Here is a 16,770-nt window from a genome sequence, read left to right as displayed (position 1 = left end):
AGCCCGCCGTCTGGCAGCGGAGTGTAGCGCAGCCTGGTAGCGCACCTCGTTCGGGACGAGGGGGTCGCAGGTTCAAATCCTGCCACTCCGACCAGCCAGATTTTTCCCGCTTCCACCTCACCTCAGCACGATCGCTATCGGCGTCGGCCGATCCCAATAGGCAAAGTCCGTGCCGCGCTGATCGCGATTTTGGAACAAGGCGCCGTTTCCGATAAACGCACAGGCGCTGCCGCCGGAATCGGCCAGTATGGCGTCCGTCATCCCCGATTCGGCCGCGATTTCCGATAGTTCGCGGGCGCTGCAACTGGCCCCGATCAGATAGTGCAGATTACCGACGTGATCGAAGCCGACTATGGATTTCGCCCGCTCTTCGGATTCCACGAATTTATGGAATGTCGCCGGCACGCAGCGGGTGTCCTCGTCGCTCCGGCAGAAACTGTCCATCCCCTCGCCTGACGGAACTACCGTTCCGTCGCTGACCAGCCTCGGCCCGCCCTGGAATGCTTCCTGTATATCGCCGTCCAGCGTCCACTTTACGGACCCCGTATCTATCAGCGAATCGATGGCCTCGGCGTTGAAACCGGCCGTCTTCCTTATGACGACAACGCAACCGCTGGCGGGGATGGCGAGTTGGCCTTCCGTAGCCCAGGCAATCACCTTGTCACGTATGATGACGAACCCGTAGCAGTCCTCGCCCAGCTCCGCATAAGGCTGCGCCTTTGGATGACGAATATGAAACCGGATGTCCGCACGGGAACCAGGCGACAGCCGCTTTCCGCTTTCGGTCTCCAGCACCATATCATCCATGGACATCTTGCGGATGCTTATGGCTCCGGACACCGCTTGAACCAGTGTGTTCCTCGGCAACAAGGCGGGCGCGTAAACCTTCCCTGCCCTGACGCAGAGCCCGTAGACGTCGCCGATCGCGCAGAAGTCCGAATTCACTTCATCGGGATCCATCGAGAAGAAGGGCCCGACCGTCAGCACCTGGTTGTGATAGTCGATGCCGGTCCTGCGGATTGTGCCCAGCCGATCGAAAAACAGCCGCCGCTCGAAGGTCGAGTCCCGCCAGCCGGCATAATCCCTCAGATGGCGGCTGGAATGGATGAAGCCATTGTCGAAAAGGGCGCGGACCTGGCCGCTGTCGGAACCGTTCGCGGCATGGGCGGCCAGATAACGCTTCGCCAATGTCCTGAATTCCAGCATGTTGGCGTTGCCGATCCTGCGATCGTTCCGGAACATTGACGGAATCTCCGAGCCAAGCTCCGGCAGCAACATACATTCGACATTGCCGTGAAAGGCCGCGTATGCGTGGCCGAAATCCTTCATCAGCACAGCGCCGTCCTCGTTCTTCGTATCAATTACACTGAACGATTTGGCAGAAATCTTGATTAAATCTCTGTGAGAATGGCTCACGCTATCCGGCAAATAGCTTTTTTGAATATTTATTCCATTCATTCTTCAATTTAACCTATGGTTTATTTTCCCGCTTCGAGAATATGTGACGTTCCGGGTGGTTGCAACGCTTTATGCCAGCGTTTTCGCGGCAATCGGGGTCGTCACAGATTTCGGCCCAGAAGCTACCGGTCCAAAGCCTCCACACGTCTATGCAATCTTTAGTTGCATTGCCAGTTGTCGGATTGGCGAAGAAGCAATGGCATCCTCTTTGCCATGGAAACCGTTGGCAGGCACCCCTCGTATTTCAAGGATTTCGGCTCCTGCCGCCGCGCCACATCGGCCGTGGAGTTCGCCCTGCTGGCGCCGCTCTTCATCTTTCTTTTGCTCGGAATGGTTGCATATGGCATTTATTTCGGCGCCAGCCATTCGCTGCAGCAGATCAGCGCCGATGCCGCGCGCACCGCGGTTGCAGGCCTCGACGCGACGGAACGGCAGACCCTGGTCAGCCAGTTCATCGCCGCCAACGCCGCCGGCTACCCGTTCATCGATGCGCTGAAGCTGACGGTCGCAGCCGATGACAGCACGGCTGACGCCAACCAGTTCGTCGTTTCGGTGACCTACGATGCACGCGACCTGCCGATCTGGAATCTTTTCAGAACCCTGCCGCTGCCGGACACGACCATTTCGCGCCGTTCGACGATCCGTATCGGAGGATTGTGATGCAGCTGGGACCCTGGACTTCCATTCTTCGAAGGGCAGCCGGCGACCGCAGGGGAAATTTCGCGGTCATGACCGCTGTCAGCATGCCGTTTGCCATCGCGTTGAGCGCCTTCGCGGTGGATCTCGGCTCGCTCTACACCGAGCGCAGGGAAGCGCAATCGATCACCGACCTCGCGGCGATCACCGCGGCCGCGAATATGTCCAATGTCGAGGCGGCTGTGCTGGCGACGCTCGGCGACAATGGCTTCCCGCCAGCCACCGTCCAGCAGCCCGACCAGGCGTTGAAGCCGACGAAGGGGAAGCCGGTCGTCGAAATCATCAAGGGCCGCTACGTCGCTGACGCCACCGCGGCGATCGGCAAGAGGTTCGAAGCCGGCGCCGAACCGGCCAACGCCGTCAGGGTTTCGCTGCGCAAGACCGGCAATCTGTATTTCGGCGCCTCCCTGATGGAGGAGCCGATCATCGGCACCTCCGCCATCGCCAGCACATCGTCGCAGGCGGCCTTTTCGGTCGGCTCCCGGCTGCTGAAAGTGGATGGCGGCATCCTCAATGCCCTTCTCCAGGGGTTGGTCGGCGGCAACATCTCGCTCAGCGTCATGGACTATAACGCGCTGATCGCCGCCGATGTGAACGTGCTCTCATTCCTCGATGCGCTGGCTGTGGACCTCAATCTCACCGGGGGCACCTATTCGCAGGTGCTGGCGTCGCAGGCGACCGTCGGCCAGATCGCCAAGGCGATGGCAAACACCGCCGGCATGGGCCAGTCCGGCAAGCTGGCGCTGCAGGCCATAGCGGCGGGAGCGGCGAGCACGGTCAAAATTCCGCTCAATCATCTGGTCGATCTCGGTCCTGTCGGCAGGCTGGGGCTTGGCCAGCAACCTGCCGGGCTTTCCGTGGACGCCAGCGCCATGAGCATGCTGACGGCGGCGGCGGCGCTCGCCAACGGGTCGCACCAGGTCGAACTCGCGCTTGGCGCAACAATTCCCGGACTTGCCGGCGCGACATTGGCGGTCGCCATCGGCGAACCCGAGCAGTTTTCGCCATGGCTGGCGGTCGGCGAAAAGGGAACTGTCGTCAGGACCGCGCAGACGCGCATCAAGCTTGTCGCCACCGTCGGCGTCGGCAACAGCAATCTTGGCGGCGGCATCGAGCTCTTGTCGGTCAAGCTGCCGCTTCATGTCGAAGTGGCGCACGCCGAGGCAAAACTGACCGACATCACCTGCTCGACAGGTCGGCCGGACAGCCGCAAGGTCACCATTTCCGCCCGGCCCGGCATCGCCTCGCTACGAATTGCTGATGCCGACGCCACCGGCTTTGCCGATTTCAGCAAGCCGCAGAGCTTCCGCGACGCCGCGATCGCCGAGGTGAGCGTGAAACTGCTGCTGCTTACGCTCGACCTGCTGGGGGTCAATGGGTCTGCCTCGGTGGCGGTGACCAACAACAACCCGACCACGCTTGTCTTCGACAATGCCGATATCCTCGCCAAAAAGATCAAAACCGTCTCGACGCGGAACGTGACCCAATCGCTGACGACATCGCTCGTCAACGACCTTTCCCTGAAGGTGAGCGCGCTTGGCCTCGGCCTCGACGTGACGGCGCTGCTCGGCACGGTGAAGCCGGCCGTCATCACGCTGTTGAACGGCGTCACCGCGCCGGTCGATACGCTGCTCTACAATGTGCTGGCGGCGCTCGGCATCAAGGTCGGCGAAGCCGATGTGCGCGTGACCGGCGCAAGCTGCGGACGCTCCGTGCTGGTTCAGTAGCCGCGCCGTCAGCCCAGCTGGCCGATGAACGCCCGCAATCCGGGCAGATGCAGCGTGCCGCCCTGCAAGGCGGCGCCATAGCCGGCGAAATCGATGGCCTCGATCGATCCCAGGTCGGCCGGCAAAGTCCAGGACGCATCGCCTTCGGCGAAATTGAAGGCGCAGAGCAGCCGCTCCCCGCCGCCCTCGCGGACGAAGGCCAGCATATCGCCCTCGGTCTCCAGGAACCGGATCGACCCCGCCACCAGCGCCGGATGCGCCTTGCGGATCGCCAGCACGGCGCGATAGTGGTTCAGGACCGAGTTGATGGCGGCTGCCTGCACGTCGACGGCGCGGGCGCGCTGCGCGTCCGGCACCGGCAGCCATGGCTTGCCGGTCGAGAAGCCTGCATTGGCGGCGTCCGCCTCCCAGACCATCGGCGTGCGGCAGCCGTCGCGGCCCTTGTTGCCCGGCCAGAAGCGGATGCCGACCGGATCGCGCAGATCCTCGTAGCGCAGTTCCGCCTCCTGCAAGCCAAGTTCCTCGCCTTCGTAGAGGCAGATCGAACCGCGCAGGCACGCCAGCAGTTCGATCGAGAATTTCGCCACCGCATCGGCATCGCCGCCCGGCCGTGTCCAGCGGCTGACGTGGCGCACGACATCGTGGTTGGAGAATGCCCAGCACACCCAGCCATCCGGCGCCTGTGCCTCGAAGGCTTCGACGCAGCCGCGCACATGCGCGGCGGAGAACTGCTGGCCTAGCAAGTCGAAGGTATAGGACATGTGCAACTTGTCCCCGCCCGACGTGTAGGCTGCCAGCGTCTGCAAGGACCGGCCCTCGTCGCCGATTTCGCCGACGCTGGTGCGCGCGCCGTACCCATTCAGCACCGATCGAAAGCGCTTCAGGAAATCGAGGTTCTCCGGCTGCGTCTTGTCGAACAGATGCTCCTGGAACAGGTAGGTGCTGTTTTGGCCATTGGTGCCCTCGATGCTGGACGGCAGCGGCGGGTTGTCGCGCAACCATCGGTCCTGGACATAGTAATTCACCGTGTCCAGCCGGAAGCCATCGACGCCGCGGTCCAGCCAGAAACGCACGGTCGAGAGCAGCGCGTCCTGCAGGTCGGGATTGTGGAAGTTCAGCGCCGGCTGCGCGGCGAGGAAATTGTGCAGGTAGTATTGCCGGCGCGTGGCGTCCCATTCCCAGGCCGGCCCGCCGAAGACCGACAGCCAGTTGTTGGGCGCGGTGCCGTCCGGCTTTGGGTCGGCCCAGACATACCAGCCGGTCTTGCCGTTATCGCGGCCTGCACGGCTTTCGACGAACCACGGATGTTTGTCGGAGGTGTGAGCGAGAACCTGGTCAATGATGACTTTCAGGCCGAGCCGATGCGCCTCGGCGACCAGCGTGTCGAAATCCTCCAGCGTGCCGAACATCGGATCGACCGCCTCGTAGTCCGAAACGTCGTAGCCCATATCGGCCATCGGCGACTTGAAGAAGGGCGAAAGCCAGATCGCGTCAACGCCGAGCGAGGCGACATGGCCGAGGCGGCTGGTGACGCCGCGCAAATCGCCGCTGCCATCGCCGCTCGTGTCCTGGAATGAACGCGGATAGATCTGGTAGATCGCGCAGCCGCGCCACCAATCGGCATTATCCTGATTGGACACCGTCCGCTCCACACCTTGTTGCGTGGTCATGCCAAGACCTTTCCTAGCCTGCATAACATGACGAGGTTCTAGCCGACCTCGACCCGGCTTTCTAAAAGGAAACGCACCGCGCGTCCCGGCATCGGGCGTGACAGATCTGCGTCGTCATGTTCGGGCTGCGCCGGTCGCCACTGGAAGCCCTCGCGCGCGGGCAGCGTGAAGACGCAGGCGCGGCGGTCGCCATTGACCAGCACAGCGAGCCGACCGCCCTCGTTCATCGACAGAACCATGATGAGACGGCGGCGTTCCGCGTCCTCCCAGTCGATCGTCCGCATCGCCACGCCGGTTTCAGTCAGCCACGACACCTTGTCATCGCTCAGCCATGCGGTTTCGGACAGTGCCGGCGCGGAACGGCGCATCGCCGAAAGCGCGGCGACGAAATCCTCCAGCGCCGCGTCGCGGTGCCGCCAATCCAGCCATGTGACGGCATTGTCCTGCGCATAGGCGTTGTTGTTGCCGCGCTGGCTGCGGCCGAACTCGTCGCCCGCCGTCAGCATGATCGCGCCGCGCGAAGCGAACAGGGTGGCGAGCAGCGCGCGGACATCGTTGCTGCGGGCGGCCGTGACCTTGGCGTCTCCGGAATCCCCCTCGACGCCATTGTTCCATGACAGGTTCTCGTCGTGGCCGTCGCGGTTGTCCTCGCCATTGGCTTCGTTGTGCTTGTGCGCATAGGCTGCGATGTCGGCCAGCGTCATGCCGTCATGCGCGGCGATGAAGTTCACGCTGCGGGTGGCCCTTGCGCCCTCGGACGCGAACACGTCCGACGAACCGGCCAGCCGAGTCGCCGGCGCGCCGACCGTGCCGCCGTCGCCGCGCCAGAAGCGGCGCACATCGTCGCGATATTTGTCGTTCCATTCCAGAAAGGACGGCGGGAAATTGCCGAGCTGGTAACCGCCCGTCCCGATGTCCCACGGCTCGGCTATCAGTATACGGTCTGAAAGCACCGGATCGGCGCGCATGGCGGTGAGGAGCGGCGCGTCCGCCCGGAAGCCGTCATCCGTGCGGCCCAGCACTGGCGCAAGGTCGAAGCGGAAGCCGTCGACACCGGCATGGAGAACGAAGTGCCGCAGGCTGTCGAGCACCAGTTCCTGTACGACCGGATGGTTGCAGGCCAACGTGTTTCCGGTGCCGGTGTCGTTGACCAGCCTGCCGTCGCGATGCCGGTAGTAGGCCGGCGCATCCAGCCCGCGCAGCGACAGCGTCGGCCCGTGCGCATCGCTTTCGCCGGTGTGGTTGAAGACCAGATCGAGGATCACTCCGATGCCAGCGCGGCGCAGCGCTGCAACAGCATCACGCAGATCCGCCAGTCCGCCCGGGGCCAGCCGTGGATCGAGCGCCATGAAGGTCACGGGGTTATAGCCCCAGGCATTGGTGAGCCCGAGCGGTCCCAGATGCCGTTCGTCGATCCACGCCGTCACCGGCATCAGTTCGACCGCCGAGACGCCAATCCTGGTGAGATGCCTGATGACGGCGGGATGCATCAGCGCGCGGATCGTGCCACGGTCTTTTTCCGGGATGTCCGGATGGAGCATCGAAAAGGACCGCACCGAAAGCTCGTAGATCAGACCGCCGGGTTGAAAGAGCGGCGGCGTCGGCTTGACCGGCGCTGGGGCGATAGTCACCGCCTTCGGCATCAAGGGTGCCGTGTCGCCACCCTCTCCCCGCCGCGCGGCCAATCGCGGATCGTAGATGTAAGGGCGATCGATCTCGATGGCATACGGATCGACCAACAGCTTGTCGGGATCGAACCACAGGCCGTTGTCCGGGTCATAAGGCCCTTCGGCACGAAAACCATATTTCGCCCCGGCCTTCAGGCCCGGCACGACACGCGCGTGGACGCCCTCGCCTTCGGGTTTCAGCTCGAGGCGTTCGACTTCACGCGTGCCGCTTTTGTCGAACAGGCAGACCCACAAGCGTTCGGCGCCGCCGGACCAGACGGCAAAGCGGACGCCGTCCTTGTGGACAAGGCTACCAAATCGCGGATGGACTTCGGATGCTGATTTCGACGGGCTCAGGTAATCACGCTCGGCTTGTCGCGGCCGGTATGGCTGCGAATCCCGGCAATATCATCGGCGGCGGCGATCAGGTCGGCAAGCGCTTCCTGCGTATCGATGCCGTGCTTGCTGGCATCGGGCTCGTAGCGCTCGACATAGAGCCGTAGCGTCGCGCCTGACGTGCCTGTGCCGGACAGCCGCAGCACGATACGTGACCCGCCTTCGAACAGGATGCGGATGCCCTGATGCTCGCTGACCGACCCGTCCACCGGGTCGTGGTAGGCGAAGTCGTCGGCCTTCTCGACCGTCAGGCCGCGCACCTTCTTGCCCGGCAGCGATCCGAGCCTGGCGCGCAGTTCATCGACCAGCGCATTGGCCTTGTCGCTCTCCACCTCCTCGTAGTCGTGGCGGGAGTAATAGTTGCGGCCATAGGTCGCCCAATGCTTCGTCACGATGTCCTTGGCGCTCTCGCCTCGCGCGGCGAGGATGTTGAGCCAGAACAGCACCGCCCACAGACCGTCCTTCTCACGCACGTGGTCCGAGCCGGTGCCAAAACTTTCCTCGCCGCACAGCGTCACCTTGCCGGCGTCGAGCAGATTGCCGAAGAACTTCCAGCCGGTCGGTGTCTCATACATCCCGACGCCGAGCTTCTCCGCCACGCGGTCGGCGGCGGCGCTTGTCGGCATCGAGCGCGCGATGCCGGCGATGCCCCTGGCGTAGCCCGGAGCAAGCCTGGCGTTGGCGGCGATGATCGCCAGCGAATCCGACGGCGTGACAAAGATGCCCTTGCCGACGACCATGTTGCGGTCGCCGTCGCCATCGGACGCAGCGCCAAAATCCGGGCCGGAAGCGCTCATCACGTCGTCGTAAAGCGCCTTGGCATGGACGAGGTTCGGATCGGGGTGGTGACCGCCGAAGTCCGGCAGCGGATGAAAATTGCGGCAGGTGCCGTCGGCAGCGCCAAGCCGGTTTTCGAGAATTTCCTTGCCATAGGGGCCAGTGACCGCGCTCATGGAATCGAAGGCCATGCGGAAACCGGACTTGAACAGCTTGCGCAGCGCGTTGAAGTCGAACAGCTCCTCCATCAACTCGGCGTAGTCGGTGACGGGGTCGATCACCTCCACCGTCATGCCGGCGGCGTCCACCGTGCCGATCGTGTCGATGTCGATCTTGGCTATGTCGGCGATGCGGTATTGCGAGATCGCCTTGGATTTGGCGAAGATGGCGTCAGTCAGCTTTTCCGGCGCGGGGCCACCATTCTCGGCATTGTACTTGATGCCGAAATCCTCATGCGGGCCGCCCGGATTGTGGCTGGCCGACAGGATGATGCCGCCGAACGCCTTGTATTTGCGGATGATGTGGGAAGCGGCCGGCGTCGACAATATGCCGCCCTGCCCGACCATCACCTTACCGAAGCCGTTGGCGGCGGCGATGGCGATGGCCTTCTGGATGACTTCTCGGTTGTAGTAGCGGCCGTCGCCGCCGATCACCAGAAGCTTGCCCTTGAACCCATCCAGCGAGTCGAAGATCGACTGTATGAAGTTCTCGGCGTAGTTTTCCTTCTGGAAAACCGGCACCTTCTTGCGCAACCCGGAGGTGCCCGGTTTCTGGTCGTCGTAGGGCTTTGTCGCGACGGTGCGTATCATGTTTCAGGCAATCCTTTTCGAGAGAAGCCGGCGGTAGATCTCAACGTATTTTTCGGCGCTTCGATCCCAGGAAACATCCGCCTTCATGCCCTGCTGCTGGATCGAGGTCCACACAGCCTTGTCGCGATGCGCCGCAACCATACGGCTGACGGCATGGAGCAGCGCGTCGCCATCGTCGGGCGCGAACTGGAAGCCGGTGGCGACGCCGGCGGCCATCGCCGCTTCATTGGCGTCGATGATGGTGTCGGCAAGGCCGCCGGTGCGGGCGACCAGCGGCACGCAGCCGTAGCGCAGGCCATAGAGTTGCGTCAGGCCACAGGGCTCGAAACGCGAGGGGATGACGATGGCCTCGCAACCGCCCTGCAGAAGATGCGACAGGCCCTCGTCATAACCCACCACCACGCCGACGCGGCCGCGATGCCGTGCGGCAGCCGCCAGCAACGCACCTTCCAGCCCGGCGTCGCCGGAACCCAGAATGGCGAGGCGCGCACCCGCTGCGACGATGCCGGCGGCGGCCGACGCGAGTATGTCCATGCCCTTCTGCCAGGTCAGGCGGCTGACGATACAGATGATCGGACTGTCGTCGCTATCCAGGCCGAAGCGTTCCTCGACCGCTCTCTTGTTGGCAGCGCGCGCCTTCAGCGTCTTTGCCGTGTAGTTGGAAACGAGGTGCTTGTCGGTCGCCGGGTTCCAGATATCGGTGTCGATGCCGTTGACGATGCCATGGAGATCGACCGAGCGCATGTTGATGAGGCCATCCAGCCCCATTCCGAATTCCGGCGAGCGGATTTCCTGCGCATAGGTGGGGCTGACGGTGGTGATCGCCCAGGCGGCCTGCAAGCCGGCCTTCAGATAACCGACGCCGCCATAATATTCGACGCCGTCCAAGGCCATTGCCTGCCCTGGCAGTCCAAGCTGACCGAAGATCGCCGCCGGATAGCGCCCCTGAAAAGCGAGATTGTGGATCGTCATCACCGTCGGCGTTGTCACGGCCTTGCCGTAGCGCGCGTAGGCGAGCGTCATCGCCGCCTGCCAGTCATGGGCGTGGACGATATCCGGCAGGTAACCCGGGATAGCGCCGCCGGCAATATCGCCGCCAACCTGGCTGAGCGCTGCAAATCGCCGCCAGTTGTCGGGCCAATCATGGCCGGTCTGGTCGCCATAGGGACCGCCGGCACGGTCGAAGAGGTGCGGCGCATCGAGAACAAACAGGTCGAGCCCGGCAATATTGACCGCGTGGACCGACGCCTTGCCGCCCTGCAACTGGGCGTATTGCAGCACGGCCTTCTTTTTCTTGAAGGCGCTCATCACCGAGGGGTAACCGGGAATGAGCGAGCGCATCCCTATCCCTTTGCCCGCCATCGCAACCGGCAGGGCGCCGGCGACGTCGGCCAGCCCGCCGGTCTTGATCAGCGGGAAGATCTCAGAGGCGACGGAAAGCACTTCCATGCGTCTACATACCCAATTTGTCGATCATATCCTGCGTGATCAGGCATATGCCCTTTTCCGAAACGCGGAAGCGCTTGGCGTCCAGAACCGGGTCCTCGCCCACCACCAGTCCCTCTGGAATATGGACCCCGTGGTCGATCACAACTCGGCTGAGGCGTGCGTTGCGCCCGACGTGGCAGTCGGGCAGCATCACCACCTCTTCCAGCTTGGAGTAGGAATTGATGCGCGCGCCGGTGAAGATCAGGCTGCGCCGCAGCGACGCTCCGGACACGATGCAGTCGCCGGACACAAGCGACGAGATCGCCTCGCCACGGCGGCCATCCTCGTCGTGGACGAACTTCGCCGGCGGCTTCAATTCGGCATAGGTCCAGATCGGCCAGTCGCGGTCATAGAGGTCGAGTTCCGGAATGATGTCGGTCAGGTCGATATTGGCTTCCCAATAGGCATCGACCGTTCCGACATCGCGCCAGTAGGGTTCGGCCTCCTGGGTGGAGCGCACGCAGGATTTGGCGAACCGGTGAGCGATGGCTTTGCCGCCCTTGACGATCTGCGGAATGATGTCCTTGCCGAAATCGCGGCTGGAATTCGGGTCGGCGGCATCCTTGCGCAGCATGTCCATCAGGAACTTGGTGCGGAAGACGTAGATGCCCATCGAAGCGAGCGCGAAATCCGGCTTGTCGGGAATACCTGGCGGGTCGGCCGGTTTCTCGACGAAGTCGATGATGGTGTCCTTCTTGTCGACATGCATGACGCCGAAGCCGACGGCTTCCATGCGCGGCACCTCGAGGCAACCGACGGTCACGTCCGCGCCCGCATCGACATGCTGGCGCAGCATCAGCTCGTAATCCATCTTGTAGATATGGTCGCCGGCGAGGATGACCATGAACTCCGGGCCATAACTCTCGATGATATCGATATTCTGATACACCGCGTCGGCCGTGCCTTCGTACCATTGCGTTTCCGAAACGCGCTGGCTGGCGGGCAGGATGTCGAAGCTTTCATTGCGTTCCGGCCGCAGGAAGTTCCAGCCGCGCTGCAGATGGCGGATCAGCGAATGCGCCTTGTATTGCGTCGCCACGCCGAGTCGGCGGATGCCGGAGTTCAGCGCGTTGGACAAAGCGAAATCGATGATGCGGGTCTTGCCGCCGAAATAGACCGCCGGCTTGGCGCGCCGGTCGGTCAGTTCCTTCAGGCGGCTTCCGCGCCCGCCGGCAAGCACATAGGCCATGGCGTCGCGGGCCAGCGGCTGGGTGCGTTTCATATCGGCCATTCAGTCCTCCCCAAAACCCTTATTGCGGAACGAATTCAAGCATGATCGTGGCCAGCGGCGGCAGCATGAGCGTGGCCGCGGCCGACGCGCCATTGGCGTGAGCCTGCACCGCCCCCGCATTGCCCTTGCCCGAACCACCGTAGTCGGTTGCATCGGTGTTCATGATCTCGCGCCATTCACCCGCATGCGGCAGCGGCACGCGATAATTGTCGCGCGGCACCGGGGTGAAATTCGAGATGACGGCCACCGGGTTCTCCCCCGGCGCCTTGCGCAGCCAGGCGAACACCGAGTTCTCCTTGTCGTCGACGATCAGCCATTCGAAGCCTTCCGGCTCGCAATCCCGGGCGTGCAGCGCCGGACGCGAGCGGTAGAGGTAGTTCAGGTCGCGCACCGCCTTGCGCACGCCCTGGTGCGGGGCGTGGTCGAGCAGGTTCCAGTCGAGCGCGCGTTCCTCGCTCCATTCTCGGCGTTGCGCGAATTCCTGCCCCATGAAGAGCAGTTTCTTGCCGGGATATCCCCACATGAAGGCATAGAAAGCGCGCAGTGTGGCGAATTTCTGCCAGTCGTCCCCGGCCATCTTGGCGAGCAGGGTGCCTTTGCCGTGCACCACTTCGTCATGCGAGAGCGGCAGAACAAAGTTCTCGCTGAAGGCGTAAACCAGTCCGAAGGTAAGCTGGTCGTGATGATGCTTGCGGTGGACAGGCTCCTTGGCGAAATACTCCAGCGTGTCGTGCATGAAGCCCATGTTCCACTTGAAGCCGAAGCCGAGCCCGCCTTCATGGACGGGCGCCGAGACCTTCGGCCAGGACGTCGATTCTTCGGCGATGGTCATGACGCCGCTCTGGTGGCCGTAAAACTCGGTGTTCATTTTCTGCAGGAAGCTGACCGCTTCCAGGTTCTCGCGCCCACCTTTCTCGTTAGGGATCCACTCGCCCGCCTTGCGCGAATAGTCGAGGTAGAGCATCGAGGCCACCGCATCCACCCGCAGCCCGTCGACGTGATATTTTTCCGCCCAGTAAAGCGCATTGTTGACCAGGAAAGACCGCACCTCGCTGCGGCCGAAATTGTAGATCAGCGTGTTCCAGTCGGGATGGAAACCCTTGCGCGGGTCCTCATGTTCGTAAAGCGCTGTGCCGTCGAACCGCACCAGTCCGAACGCGTCGACGGGGAAATGCGCCGGCACCCAATCCAGCAGGACGCCGATTCCGGCGCGGTGCGCGCCATCGACGAAGCGGGCGAACCCCTCCGGCTCGCCGAAACGGGCGGTCGGCGCATAGAGACCAGTGGTCTGGTAGCCCCAGGATGGATCGTAGGGATGCTCCGAGATCGGCAGGAACTCGATATGGGTGAAGCCGGCATCGACCACATAAGGGATCAGCCGCTCGGCAAGCTCGTCCCAGGAGAGGAAGGTGCCGTCGTCGCGGCGCTGCCAGGAGCCGGCGTGAACCTCGTAAATGGAGACCGCCTCGCGGCGGCTGTCGGCGGCGCCCCAGAATTTGCGATGCGCCTCGTCACCCCATTCGTGCGCGTAGGGCGCTGCGATGATAGAGGCCGTATCCGGTCGCAGTTGCGAGCGGAAGGCGAAGGGGTCCGCCTTCAGCGGCAGGCGCACACCATCGCCGGCCAGGATTTCGAACTTGTAGCAGCGGCCGGCATCAATGCCGGGAATGAAGATTTCCCAGATGCCGGTGTCCTGCCGGTTGCGCATGGCATGGCGGCGGCCATCCCATTCGTTGAAATCGCCGACGACCGAGACCCGGCTGGCGTTGGGCGCCCAGACGGCGAAATGCACGCCGATCGCCCCCTCGTGCTCGATGACATGCGCGCCGAGCTTGTCGAACAGCCTGAGATGCGAGCCTTCAGCGATATAGTAGTCATCCATCGGTCCCAGCACGGGGCCGAAGGAATACGGGTCACTCACCCACCAGTCGCCGCCTGCGTTGCGGGCATGATATTTGAGCGGCTGACGCTTGCGGATCGACAGCTTGCCTTCGAAAAAGCCCGCGTCGTCGCGACGCGTCAGTTCCCCGGCATCTTTGCCGTCCAGCGTGTAGGCGGTCACCTCGTCGGCATGCGGCAAGAAGCAGCGCGCTACCAGACTTTTGCCCGCCTGTTGAATGCCGAGAACGCCGAACGGATCGCCATGTGTGCCGGCGACGACAGCCTCGACATCGCCGGCCGCGGCCTGCTCGTCGGGCCCGCTTATCGCAGCGGTCGCGCGCGGCTTCCTCATAAACGGTACCCCTCCCTGGGCATCCGAGCCACTATCTATGCCTCATGCAATCACATCAGGCCGGCACGTTCCAGATGTCTTTCGCATATTGACGAATGGTCCGGTCGGATGAGAACCAGCCCATTCGGGCAACGTTGCGGATGGCCTTGGCGTTCCATTCGGGGCTGTTGCTCCAGACGCCATCGACCGTCCGCTGCATGGCCGCATAGGAGTCGAAATCGGCGGCGACCATGAACCAGTCGCTGTCATAGAGACCGTTCATCAGTTCACGGTAGCGGTCCGGATCATCCGGCGAGAACACGCCGGATGAAATGGCCGAAATCGCCTGGGCGAGTTCCGGTGAACCTTCGATGATCGCCCTCGGCTCGTAGCCATTGGCGCGGCGGTCCGCCACCTCGTCAGCCTTCAGCCCGAAGATGAAGATGTTGTCGTCGCCGACGCATTCCTTGATCTCGACATTGGCGCCGTCCAGCGTGCCGATGGTGAGCGCGCCGTTGAGTGCGAATTTCATGTTACCGGTGCCGGAGGCTTCCATGCCGGCGGTCGATATCTGCTCGGAAAGATCGGCCGCCGGCATCATGATTTCAGCCAGGCTGACATTGTAGTTCGGCACGAACACCAGCTTGAGCAGGCCACGGACAGCAGGATCTTTGTTGATCACCTTGGCTACATCATTGGCGAGTTTGATGATGAGCTTGGCGTTGTGATAGCTCGGCGCCGCCTTGCCACCGAAGAACTTCACCCGCGCCATCCAGTCCCGATCCGGATGGGAGCGTATCTGGTCGTAAAGCGCCACGGCCTCGAGAATGTTGAGCAACTGGCGCTTGTATTCGTGGATGCGCTTGATCTGGATGTCGAAAAGCGCCGAGGGATCGACCTTGATGCCCAGCCGCTCGGCGACGAGATTGGCGAGCCGCACCTTGTTCGCCCGCTTCACGCCGGCGAATTTCTCGCGGAAGGCGGCATCGTCGGCGAATGTCTCCAGCCCCTTTATGGCGTCGATATCGTCAAGGAACCTGTCGCCGATGGTCTCGCGCGCCAACGCCGTCAGGCCGGGATTGCACTGGATCAGCCAGCGCCGCGGCGTGATGCCGTTGGTCTTGTTGTTGATGCGTTCCGGATAGAGATTGTGGAGATCGGCGAAGACCGTCTCCTTCATCAGTTCCGTGTGCAGCGCCGAGACGCCGTTGATGGAATGCGAGCCGACGAAAGCCAGATTGCCCATGCGCACGCGCCGGTCGCCGTTTTCCTGAATCAGCGAAATGCGGGCGATCTGCTCGTCGGAGAAACGTCTTGTCGCCCGCGCCTCCAGAAGGATCTGGGCGTTGATCGCATAGACGATCTGCATATGCCGCGGCAACAGCCGCTCGAACAGCGGCACCGGCCAGCTTTCGAGCGCCTCCGGCAGCAGCGTGTGGTTGGTGTAGGCAAAGGTGCGCTTGGTGACGTCCCAGGCTTGATCGAAGTCCATGCCGTGGACATCCAGGAGCAGCCGCAGCAACTCCGTCACCGCGACCGCCGGATGGGTGTCGTTCAGATGGATGGCGGCCTTGTCCGGGAGCGAAGCCAGATCGCCATACTGGCTGAGATGCCGCTGTACGATGTCCTGAAGCGATGCTGAGGAGAAGAAATATTCCTGGCGCAGCCGCAATTCCTGCCCGGCCATATGGGAATCGGCGGGATAGAGGACACGGGAAAGTGCATCCGCCTTGTTGCTTTCGGCCAACGCGCCGATGTGGTCGCCGGCATTGAATTTGTCGAGCAGGATGGGATCGACAGGCATGCCGGACCACAACCGCAGCGTGTTGACGCGGTTGGCGCGCCAGCCGACCACCGGGGTGTCATAAGCCACCGCCAGCACATGCTCTGTCGGCCTCCAGACATGCCGTTCGAGGCGGCCATCTTTAGTGGTTTTCGATTCTACCGAACCGCCAAAGCCGATCTCGAAAGAGCGCTCGCGGCGCTCGAACTCCCACGGATTGCCGTGGTCCAGCCAGGTTTCCGGAAGTTCGACCTGCCAGCCGTCATGGATTTCCTGCCGGAACATGCCGTTGGCATAGCGGATGCCGTAACCATGGGCGGGAATGTCGACCGTGGCCATCGATTCCATGAAACAGGCGGCGAGCCGGCCCAGGCCCCCATTGCCCAGCGCCGCATCCGGCTCCAGCGCGGCGACCGTGTCCAGGTCGACGCCAAGCGCGCCCAACGCCTCGCGCATCGTTTCCATCAGGCCGAGATTGGAAAAGGCGTCGCGCATCAGGCGGCCGATGAGGAATTCCAGCGACAGATAATAGACCCGCTTTTCCTGCTGGGCGTAGGTTTCCTTGGTGGCCTCGATCCAGTGATCGATGATGCGGTCGCGGATCACCACGATGGACGCAGCCAGCCAGTCGTGCTGCGTGGCGACGGTCGTATCCTTGCCAAGACGATACTTCAGCGCCTTGAGGATTTCAGCCGCAAGCGTCTGCGGATCGGGATTGTCCGGAAGAGAGACAGGGGAGCCGGATTTCTCTGCGCGCGTCATTTCGTATCCCGTGCTGCTCAACTCGGACTCCAGTGCCGTCGTATCATTCCTCCGTCTTCATGCTAGACAAGCGGAAAAAAAATTCAAACGATTT

10 protein-coding genes and 1 tRNA gene are annotated in these 16,770 nt (G+C 62.9%); 3 read left to right on the top strand and 8 right to left on the bottom strand.

The window, feature by feature from the left end; translation table 11 throughout:
- Positions 1-17: 17 nt before the first annotated feature.
- Positions 18-94 (top strand) — tRNA-Pro (locus J2X35_RS01855).
- Between the two features lie 23 nt (positions 95-117).
- On the opposite strand, the gene J2X35_RS01850 is transcribed toward J2X35_RS01855, so the two are convergent.
- On the bottom strand, positions 118-1,242 hold the full coding sequence (locus tag J2X35_RS01850; RefSeq protein ID WP_310180558.1) for a phosphodiester glycosidase family protein: 1,125 nt from the start codon (positions 1,240-1,242) through the stop codon (positions 118-120).
- A 429-nt stretch (positions 1,243-1,671) separates the two neighbouring features.
- Here J2X35_RS01850 and J2X35_RS01845 point away from each other — a divergent pair, with 429 nt between their 5' ends.
- Together J2X35_RS01845 and J2X35_RS01840 are read left to right on the top strand one after the other, a co-directional pair.
- Positions 1,672-2,118, top strand: coding sequence for a pilus assembly protein (locus J2X35_RS01845; protein ID WP_310180557.1), 447 nt, complete (start codon positions 1,672-1,674; stop codon positions 2,116-2,118).
- A complete protein-coding gene (locus tag J2X35_RS01840; RefSeq protein WP_310180556.1) occupies positions 2,118-3,881 on the top strand; it encodes a pilus assembly protein TadG-related protein in 1,764 nt (587 codons plus the stop codon). Before J2X35_RS01845 ends, J2X35_RS01840 begins: the two co-directional genes overlap by 1 nt.
- Positions 3,882-3,889: 8 nt before the next feature.
- On the opposite strand, the gene J2X35_RS01835 is transcribed toward J2X35_RS01840, so the two are convergent.
- The 7 genes from J2X35_RS01835 to J2X35_RS01805 are packed head-to-tail and all read right to left on the bottom strand — an operon-like array spanning position 3,890 to position 16,676.
- Positions 3,890-5,551 carry an alpha-glucosidase family protein gene (locus J2X35_RS01835; RefSeq protein ID WP_310180554.1) on the bottom strand — a complete coding sequence of 554 codons (1,662 nt, stop codon included), beginning with the start codon at positions 5,549-5,551 and terminating at the stop codon, positions 3,890-3,892.
- Between the two features lie 38 nt (positions 5,552-5,589).
- Positions 5,590-7,575 (bottom strand): glycogen debranching protein GlgX, encoded by a 1,986-nt coding sequence (gene glgX, locus J2X35_RS01830; protein WP_310183693.1) that lies wholly within the window; start codon positions 7,573-7,575, stop codon positions 5,590-5,592.
- Positions 7,572-9,200 (bottom strand): alpha-D-glucose phosphate-specific phosphoglucomutase, encoded by a 1,629-nt coding sequence (locus J2X35_RS01825; protein ID WP_310180552.1) that lies wholly within the window; start codon positions 9,198-9,200, stop codon positions 7,572-7,574. Before J2X35_RS01825 ends, glgX begins: the two co-directional genes overlap by 4 nt.
- Before the next feature lie 3 nt (positions 9,201-9,203).
- Positions 9,204-10,649 (bottom strand): glycogen synthase GlgA, encoded by a 1,446-nt coding sequence (gene glgA, locus J2X35_RS01820; protein WP_310180550.1) that lies wholly within the window; start codon positions 10,647-10,649, stop codon positions 9,204-9,206.
- 4 nt (positions 10,650-10,653) lie between these two features.
- Positions 10,654-11,919, bottom strand: coding sequence for a glucose-1-phosphate adenylyltransferase (gene glgC / locus J2X35_RS01815; protein ID WP_056107916.1), 1,266 nt, complete (start codon positions 11,917-11,919; stop codon positions 10,654-10,656).
- A gap of 19 nt (positions 11,920-11,938) precedes the next feature.
- Positions 11,939-14,152, bottom strand: coding sequence for a 1,4-alpha-glucan branching protein GlgB (gene glgB / locus J2X35_RS01810; protein ID WP_310180548.1), 2,214 nt, complete (start codon positions 14,150-14,152; stop codon positions 11,939-11,941).
- A gap of 55 nt (positions 14,153-14,207) precedes the next feature.
- Positions 14,208-16,676, bottom strand: coding sequence for a glycogen/starch/alpha-glucan phosphorylase (locus J2X35_RS01805; protein ID WP_310180546.1), 2,469 nt, complete (start codon positions 16,674-16,676; stop codon positions 14,208-14,210).
- Positions 16,677-16,770 lie beyond the last annotated feature (94 nt).

The organism is Mesorhizobium sp. BE184 (genome assembly GCF_031457045.1).
GTDB lineage: Bacteria > Pseudomonadota > Alphaproteobacteria > Rhizobiales > Rhizobiaceae > Mesorhizobium.
This window is presented reverse-complemented; position numbering and strand designations above follow the sequence as displayed.

Bases quoted from the DNA above. Each gene is read 5' to 3' on its own strand.
- J2X35_RS01825 (WP_310180552.1), bottom strand. From the start codon at position 9,200: ATGATACGCACCGTCGCGACAAAGCCCTACGACGACCAGAAACCGGGC.
- glgA (WP_310180550.1), bottom strand. From the start codon at position 10,649: ATGGAAGTGCTTTCCGTCGCCTCTGAGATCTTCCCGCTGATCAAGACC.
- J2X35_RS01805 (WP_310180546.1), bottom strand. From the start codon at position 16,676: ATGACGCGCGCAGAGAAATCCGGCTCCCCTGTCTCTCTTCCGGACAAT.
- J2X35_RS01840 (WP_310180556.1), top strand. From the start codon at position 2,118: ATGCAGCTGGGACCCTGGACTTCCATTCTTCGAAGGGCAGCCGGCGAC.
- J2X35_RS01850 (WP_310180558.1), bottom strand. From the start codon at position 1,242: ATGTTCCGGAACGATCGCAGGATCGGCAACGCCAACATGCTGGAATTC.
- J2X35_RS01845 (WP_310180557.1), top strand. From the start codon at position 1,672: ATGGAAACCGTTGGCAGGCACCCCTCGTATTTCAAGGATTTCGGCTCC.
- J2X35_RS01835 (WP_310180554.1), bottom strand. From the start codon at position 5,551: ATGACCACGCAACAAGGTGTGGAGCGGACGGTGTCCAATCAGGATAAT.
- glgB (WP_310180548.1), bottom strand. From the start codon at position 14,152: ATGAGGAAGCCGCGCGCGACCGCTGCGATAAGCGGGCCCGACGAGCAG.
- glgC (WP_056107916.1), bottom strand. From the start codon at position 11,919: ATGGCCGATATGAAACGCACCCAGCCGCTGGCCCGCGACGCCATGGCC.